This is a genomic window from Nocardioides sp. (assembly GCF_036401255.1).
Classification (GTDB): domain Bacteria; phylum Actinomycetota; class Actinomycetes; order Propionibacteriales; family Nocardioidaceae; genus Nocardioides.
Window position 1 is genome coordinate 1 of the sequence record NZ_DASWVI010000424.1, and the last position, 5348, is coordinate 5348.

A 5348-nucleotide genomic window follows, 5' to 3' on the forward strand; every position below is an offset into this window, starting at 1 on the left:
GCTCGTCCGACGTACCGGTGACAGCACCACCGACCACAGGAGGCACCGATGCGCTACATCACGTTCGTCAAGATGGCCGAGGGACTCGAGGACCCGCCCCTCGCGCTCCAGGAGGCGATGGCCAAGGAGATGGACCAGGCGATCGCCGAGGGCACCCTGCTCGAGGCCGGGGGCCTGTCCGGCATGCGCGACAGCACCGAGATCCGCCTCCGGTCCGGCACGATCACCCAGGTCGACGGGCCCTACGCCGAGGGCAAGGAGGTCGCCGGAGGCTACGCGATCACCGAGGTCCGCAGCCACGAGGAGGCCGTCGAGGGTGCCCGCCGGGTGCTCGAGCTGCACCAGCAGTACTGGCCGGGCTGGGAGGGCTCGGTGGAGATCCGGCAGATGTTCACCGCTCCCGGCCAGTGACGGGAGAGCCCTCCCCTACCCTCACCGACCGGGCGATCACGGCGGTCTGGCGGCACGAGTCCGTGCGGCTCGTGGCGGCGCTGGCCCGGATGACCCGGGACCTCGACCTGGCCGAGGACCTCGCTCAGGACGCCCTGGTCGCCGCCCTCGAGCAGTGGCCCGGCCAGGGCGTCCCCGCCAATCCCGGCGCCTGGCTCACCGCCGTGGCCAAGCGCCGGGCGATCGACCGGTTCCGGCGCGACGACACCCTGCGCCGGCGTACCGCCGAGATCGCCCACGATCTCGCACGTGACGGGGAGGAGACGGCCATGCCCGACCTCGCCGCGGCCGTCGACCACATCGAGGACGACGTGCTGCGCCTGGCGTTCGTCTGCTGCCACCCGGTGCTGCCGCCGGAGTCGCGGGCGGCGCTGACCCTGCGTCTCGTGGGCGGGCTCACGACCGCCGAGATCGCCCGGGCCTACCTGGTCAAGGAGGCGACGATGGGGCAGCGGATCTCGCGGGCCAAGCGGCTGCTGGCGCAGCGCGGCGTCTCGATGGACCCGCCGACCGGGCCGGAGCGCGAGGAGCGTCTCGCGGACGTGATGGCCGTGGTGTACCTGATCTTCAACGAGGGGTACGCCGCCACCGCGGGCGAGGACTGGACCCGGCCCGAGCTCTGCCTGGAGGCGATGCGGCTCGCGCGGATGCTCGCGGCGCTGGTGCCCGACGACCCCGAGGCGCACGGCCTGCAGGCACTGCTGGAGCTGCAGGGGTCCCGGCTCGCCGCGCGGCGCGACGCCGACGGCATGCCGGTGTTGTTGGAGGCGCAGGACCGGCGCTGCTGGGATCGGCTGCTGATCCGGCGCGGGCTCGCGGCGCTCGACCGGGCCGAGACGCTGGCCGGCGCCGGGCGGCCCGTCGGCAGCTACGTCCTGCAGGCCTCCATCGCGGCCTGCCATGCCCGGGCCCGGCGTGCCGAGGACACCGACTGGTCGCGGATCGCGCTGCTGTACGACGTACTCGCCTATGCCGCGCCCGGGCCGGTCGTCGAGGTGAACCGGGCCCTCGCCCACGGCCGGGCGTTCGGGCCGGTGGCCGGCCTCCTGGTGCTGGACGCGGTGGCGGACGAGCCGGCCCTGGCCGCCTCACCGCTGCCCCTGGCGGTCCGGGGCGATCTGCTCGAGCGCGCCGGCCGGTCCTCCGAGGCCGCGGCGGCGTTCCGCGAGGCAGCGGTCCGCAGCCGCAACGGCGAAGAGCGGCTGCTGCTGACCGGGCGGGCCGATGAGAACGCCCGGCGGGGCCGGTCTGATCCTGCGACCGCCTCCCCCAGCGAAGGAGCAGGACGATGAGCAGGGTTCCCGGCGAACCGATCTGGATCGAGCTGTTCACCGCCGACACCGACCGCGCCGGCGCCTTCTACGGCGACCTGTTCGGCTGGACGGTCGAGGAGAGCGGCCCCGAGCTCGGCAACTACGCGCTGTTCCTGCGCGACGGCGAGCCGATCGCGGGACTGATGCGCAACGACATCGGCGTGCCCGACACGTGGTCGGTCTACCTGCACAGCGCCGACGCGGTGGCGACGGTCGCGGCGGCCCGCGCGCACGGTGGCCAGGTGGTCGTCGAGCCGATGCAGGTCGCCGACCGCGGCCACATGGCCGTCGTGGCCGACCCGTCGGGCGCCTCGGTCGGCATCTGGCAGCCGCTGGAGTTCGACGGGCTCGCCACCCGCGGCGAGGACCGGGCGCCGTCGTGGTTCGAGCTGCACACGACCGGCTACGCGGCGGCCGTGCCGTTCTACCGCGCGGTGTTCGGCTGGTCGACCCACGAGGTCAGCGACAGCCCGGAGTTCCGCTACACCACGCTCGGGAAGGACGACGACGCGCTCGCCGGGATCATGGACGCGACCGGGCACTTCGACGGCCAGCCCTCGGCGTGGGTGTTCTACGTGCAGGTCGACGACGCGGACGCGACGCTGGCCCGCGCGCTCGATCTCGGGGCCCGCCGCCTGCCGGACACGGGCCCGCACGACACGCCGTACGGCCGGCTCGCGGTGCTGGCCGACCCCGCCGGCGTACCCCTCAGTCTGGTGGGTCCGAACCGGGGCTGATCCTCCCGCCTCCGCTGTAACGCCCGTTTACCCTCTCCTCCCACCACGCTGCAACACGGTGGCAGGAAGGGATAACACGGCGTTACAGCGAGGGAGGAGGCCCGGCTCAGTCGCCGCGGGCGGCCTTGGAGTCGGGGAACATCCGGTCGAAGCGGTGGAACATCCAGTCGCTGAGGCGCGGTGCGAGCAGGTTGACCAGCTCACCGACATCGCCGGCGCGGGTGTTGACGGTCAGCGGGCGGTCCTCCAGGGCCCGCAGCACCCGGGCGGCGGCCTGCTCGGGAGTGGCGCCGCGGCCGGCGTACGCCTCGGTCGGCGCGGACATCGCGGTGCGCACCAGCGCGAAGCGCATGTTGGTGAACGTCACGCCGTCGCCGTAGGTCTCCCGGCCGGCGATCCGGCTCCACGTGTCGAGCGCGGACTTGGAGGCGAGGTAGGCGCTGAACTTCGGCGCCTTCATCTGCACGCCCCAGCTGAGCACGTTGACGACGTGGCCGAAGCCCTGCTCGCGCATCGCGGGCAGCAGCCCCATCGTCAGCCGCACGGGCCCGAAGTAGTTGATCGCCATCGTGCGCTCGAAGTCGTGGAACCGGTCCTGGGTCAGCTCCAGGGACCGCCGGATCGAGCGGCCGGCGTTGTTGACCAGGTAGTCGACCGCGCCGTGCTCGGCGAGCACCTGCTCGACGAGCGCGTCGACGGCGTCGCCGTCGGTCAGGTCGCAGGAGTACGCCGCCGCGCGCCCGCCCGTCTCCTCGATCTCCCGGCGGACCCGGTCGAGCTCGTCGGCGCGCCGGGCGACGAGGAGCACCGTCGCACCGGTGCGGGCGACGGCGTACGCGGTGGCCTCGCCGATGCCGGAGGAGGCGCCGGTCACCAGCACGGTGCGGCCGGCCAGCGGGCTGGCCGGGTCGCCGGTGACCCGGCGCACGGCACGCCCGACCCGGGCGAGCGGCGTGGCGAGCAGGAGTCCCATGGGGCAGGACGGTAGCGGAGCGGGCGCCGCCGCGGTCCGGCCATTGACAGAAACGAACGGTCGTGCTTTTCTCGGTCCATGACCAAGGGCACGGAGACGCGCGCCGCGATCCTCGACGAGGCCGCCGCGATCGCCTCCCAGGTCGGCCTCGGCGGGCTGACCATCGGCACGCTGGCCACCCGGACCGGCCTGTCCAAGAGCGGCCTATTCGCCCACTTCGCCTCCAAGGAGGCCCTCCAGGTCGACGTGCTCGTGCGCGCCCGCGATCAGTTCGTCGACCGGGTGCTGCGGCCGGCGATCGCCACCCCGCGCGGTGAGCCGCGGGTGCGCGCCCTGTTCGAGCACTGGCTCGCCTGGCAGCAGAGCGGCCTGCCCGGCGGCTGCATCTTCATCGACGCGGTCAGCGAGTTCGACGACCAGGACGGCCCGGTCCGCGACGAGCTGCTCCGCTCCGAGCGCGACAAGGCCGAGTCGGTCATGACGATCGCCGCCACCGCGGTCGCCGAGGGCCACTTCGCCGAGGGCCTCGACCTCGAGCAGTTCGTCTTCGAGCTCGAGGGCATCATGCTCACCCACCACCACAGCAGCCGGATGCTGCGCGACCCCCGGGCCACGACCCGCGCCCACACCGCCTTCGACCGACTCGTCGAGTCGGCCCGCCCCTCCCACTGAGCTCAGGAGCATCTCTCGTCATGGCATCTTCAGGTTCCAGGAAAAGCACGATCGTTCGTGCTACTACTCGCCTCTCGTTCCGCGTCCTCGACCAGGTCGCGCCCGCCCTCGGGGCCCGCCTGGTCGAGCGGATCTGGTTCCGCATCCCGCGCGGCATGCCGCTCGTCGAGCCGACCGGCACGCCGTTCGAGGTGCGCTGGCTGGGCCGCACGATCCGCGGTCAGGTCTGGGGCGAGGGCGCCCCGGTCTACCTCGTGCACGGCTGGGGCGGCAACGGCGACCAGATGCGCCACTTCGTCGAGCCGCTGGTCGCCGCGGGGCACCGGGTCGTGGCGTACGACGCTCCCTCGCACGGCCGGTCCGACCCGGGCCAGCACGGCCCCGAGTCCTCCGACGCCGTCGAGCTCGGCCAGGCACTGGACGCCGTGGTCGCGGAGTTCGGCCCGGCCCACGCCGTCGTGGCCCACTCCCTGGGCACGCTCTCCCTGCTGCTCGCCCTGCGCGACGGCTGGTGCACCGCCGAGCGGGTGGTGCTGATCGCGCCGGTCGACGGCGTGCCGGCGTTCACGGCGTTCTTCCGCGCGGTGCTGGGCTTCGGCGACCGCACCGAGCGCCACAGCGACCGGCGCGTCCGGGCGCGCACCGGCTACGACCCCGCCGACCTGCAGACGCTGAGCCTCGCCGAGGACGCCGGGCCCGCTGCGCTGGTGGTGCAGGACCGCGACGACCGCACGCCCGGCGTCGGGATCGCGCGCGAGCTCGCCGCGCGGTGGCCGGACGCGGCGTACGTCGAGACCCGCGGGCTCGGGCACAACCGGGTGCTGGCCGACCCGGGCGTGGTCGCGATCGTGGTGGACTTCGTCGGCGGCGTGGAGCAGCGCGACGAGCTCGCCGGCTGAGATCAGGTCGTCTCCCAGCGGAACAGCCGGGCGGCGACGAGCGTGACCACGACCGCGAACGCGGCGAGGATGCCCATCGGCGCCAGCGCGGCCGTCCAGGGCTCGCCGCGCACCATCACGTCGAGCATCCCCTCGTTGAGGTGGCGCAACGGCAGCACCTGGGCGAACCCGCGCAGCCAGGCGGGCGCGATGTCGAGGGGGAAGAACGAGCCGGCCAGGAAGGCCATCGGGAGCACCATGAAGTTCGCGGCGTTGACCGCGCCCTCGGTGGTCTTGGTGATCGCGCCGGCGAGCAGCCCGACCG

7 protein-coding genes are annotated in these 5348 nt (G+C 73.8%); 5 read left to right on the forward strand and 2 right to left on the reverse strand.

Annotation, left to right across the window (positions count from 1 at the left end):
- Positions 1 to 48: 48 nt before the first annotated feature.
- From VGD85_RS19575 to VGD85_RS19585, 3 genes are read left to right on the forward strand one after another with little or no spacing between them, the layout of a single operon-like run.
- Positions 49 to 411 carry a YciI family protein gene (locus VGD85_RS19575; RefSeq protein WP_331065108.1) on the forward strand — a complete coding sequence of 121 codons (363 nt, stop codon included), beginning with the start codon at positions 49 to 51 and terminating at the stop codon, positions 409 to 411.
- Positions 408 to 1742: an RNA polymerase sigma factor gene (locus tag VGD85_RS19580; RefSeq protein ID WP_331065109.1), complete on the forward strand. Its 1335-nt coding sequence runs from the start codon at positions 408 to 410 to the stop codon at positions 1740 to 1742. The genes VGD85_RS19575 and VGD85_RS19580 overlap by 4 nt, the downstream gene beginning before the upstream one ends.
- The gene (locus VGD85_RS19585) at positions 1739 to 2500 is read left to right on the forward strand and encodes a VOC family protein (RefSeq protein WP_331065110.1); all 762 of its coding nucleotides are present in this window, start codon (positions 1739 to 1741) and stop codon (positions 2498 to 2500) included. The genes VGD85_RS19580 and VGD85_RS19585 overlap by 4 nt, the downstream gene beginning before the upstream one ends.
- A gap of 106 nt (positions 2501 to 2606) precedes the next feature.
- Here VGD85_RS19585 and VGD85_RS19590 read toward each other — a convergent pair whose 3' ends face one another.
- Complete coding sequence (locus tag VGD85_RS19590) at positions 2607 to 3473, reverse strand: SDR family NAD(P)-dependent oxidoreductase (RefSeq protein WP_331065111.1); 867 nt, start codon at positions 3471 to 3473, stop codon at positions 2607 to 2609.
- Between the two features lie 78 nt (positions 3474 to 3551).
- Here VGD85_RS19590 and VGD85_RS19595 point away from each other — a divergent pair, with 78 nt between their 5' ends.
- Complete coding sequence (locus VGD85_RS19595; RefSeq protein WP_331065112.1) at positions 3552 to 4145, forward strand: TetR/AcrR family transcriptional regulator; 594 nt, start codon at positions 3552 to 3554, stop codon at positions 4143 to 4145.
- A 20-nt stretch (positions 4146 to 4165) separates the two neighbouring features.
- Positions 4166 to 5044 carry an alpha/beta fold hydrolase gene (locus tag VGD85_RS19600; RefSeq protein WP_331065113.1) on the forward strand — a complete coding sequence of 293 codons (879 nt, stop codon included), beginning with the start codon at positions 4166 to 4168 and terminating at the stop codon, positions 5042 to 5044.
- A 2-nt stretch (positions 5045 to 5046) separates the two neighbouring features.
- Here the strand turns inward: VGD85_RS19600 and VGD85_RS19605 are convergent.
- Positions 5047 to 5348 (reverse strand): ABC transporter permease (locus VGD85_RS19605; protein ID WP_331065114.1); only part of this gene is annotated, 302 nt, incomplete at its 5' end.

What these genes read in the sequence shown, in the direction of transcription:
- VGD85_RS19575 (WP_331065108.1), top strand. Translation starts at nt 49, where the DNA reads ATGCGCTACATCACGTTCGTCAAGATGGCCGAGGGACTCGAGGACCCG.
- VGD85_RS19585 (WP_331065110.1), top strand. Translation starts at nt 1,739, where the DNA reads ATGAGCAGGGTTCCCGGCGAACCGATCTGGATCGAGCTGTTCACCGCC.
- VGD85_RS19590 (WP_331065111.1), bottom strand. Translation starts at nt 3,473, where the DNA reads ATGGGACTCCTGCTCGCCACGCCGCTCGCCCGGGTCGGGCGTGCCGTG.
- VGD85_RS19595 (WP_331065112.1), top strand. Translation starts at nt 3,552, where the DNA reads ATGACCAAGGGCACGGAGACGCGCGCCGCGATCCTCGACGAGGCCGCC.
- VGD85_RS19600 (WP_331065113.1), top strand. Translation starts at nt 4,166, where the DNA reads ATGGCATCTTCAGGTTCCAGGAAAAGCACGATCGTTCGTGCTACTACT.